General features: G+C 65.0%; 1 protein-coding gene. It reads right to left on the reverse strand.

Translation table 11 applies throughout. The features are described 5' to 3' along the window. Positions 1-23: 23 nt before the first annotated feature. Positions 24-1,148, reverse strand: a complete 1,125-nt coding sequence (locus NOV21_RS08870) for an IS1249 family transposase (protein ID WP_283171742.1) — start codon at positions 1,146-1,148, stop codon at positions 24-26. Positions 1,149-1,333: the final 185 nt, after the last annotated feature.

Genomic DNA, 1,333 nt, shown 5'->3' on the forward strand with positions numbered 1-1,333 from the left:
TATAGGCCAAAACGTGTTGATGGCTAATCCCAATCGGTGCGCCACTTGGCCGAGTGGTGGAGCTCCGACCAGACCAGCCCGTCGCCCCATTGCGCAGGCCCCTCCTTCTTCTGCGGCTCGAAGGCCGCCCTGTGGTAGAGCTCGGCGATGTCGTCGTCGGTGGGCATGGTCCCGAGAATCTCCGCCGGGGGCATGGGATCCGGCGAATGCATGTAGCACCACCAGAACGCCGCCTTCGCCCGCCTGAGCGCGCTCATGCCCCTGTGCAGGCGCAGCACCTCGCGTATGGGCGCGTTCACGCCGCCCTCGATGCGGTTGTTGGTGCCGGGCAGCGGCCCGTCCCCCGTGAGCGTCGGGTCCAGGAACGTGAACGGGTGGCCCCGCCTGATCAGCGTGTTGAGCCCGTTCCTGGCGGTCACGAGGCGGGCGTGGGTGAACTCCTTCTTGCCGGTCTCCTCGTTTATCGTCTCCCCCGCCAGGAAGTCCTCCCAGCGGGAGCACCAGTCGCTGTACCCGGCCAGCCATGCGGCAGCGGCGCCCGCGTCCCTCACGTGCAGCAGGCCCCTGGCCAGGCCGTAGAGCTCGACGCCCGCGGGCAGGTTCGGCCTGGTCGTCGTCTGCTTCTTCACCTGGCCGAAGGCGTGGAAGACGCATCTCTGCACCCTTGCCCCCGGCCACGTCCTCTTCCTGGCCTTCTCGAAGCCGCTCCCGCCGTCGGTGACCACCATGTCGGGCTCGGGGGTCGGCGCCATCAGCGCCGACCACGCCCTCGAGTTCTCCGACCTGGCGAGGTACCAGCCCAGGACGTCCTCGTCCGTGCTGGCGATGAGTATGTGGACGTTCTTCGCTATCCGGATGCCGTCGACGAACACCACTCGGTGGACCTCCCCGGTGGGCTGCGGGATGGGCCAGACGCTCCAGAACCTGGCGCATTTGCGCCTGAACGTCCTGGCGCTCCAGGGCCCCTCGGCCTGCGTCCTGGACGAGAAGAGCCACCCCAGGAACGTCCTCAGCAGCTTTGCTTCGTTGTCGATCCTGTGCGTAGAGGTCGCCCTGCAGGACTTGCAAAGCCAGCGCTGCGATCCCGCAGCAGTCCTGCCGTTCCGTACCATTTTACCCCCGCACACGGGGCATTTCACGGTGTTCATGGCGACATGATGGGCCCGGCGAACTTTGAGGGCCGGTTTTCGCGCCATGAACTGCGGTTTCGATAGAATCCATCAACACGTTTTGGCCGACTGCAAAGTTGGGGCGCATGAACTTTCAGGGCTGTTTTAGGACATTTGAACTGGGGTTATAGCGACATTCATCAACACGTTTTGGCCTATAACCC

Source organism: Curtanaerobium respiraculi (genome assembly GCF_024609215.1).
Taxonomy (GTDB): domain Bacteria; phylum Actinomycetota; class Coriobacteriia; order Coriobacteriales; family Eggerthellaceae; genus Curtanaerobium; species Curtanaerobium respiraculi.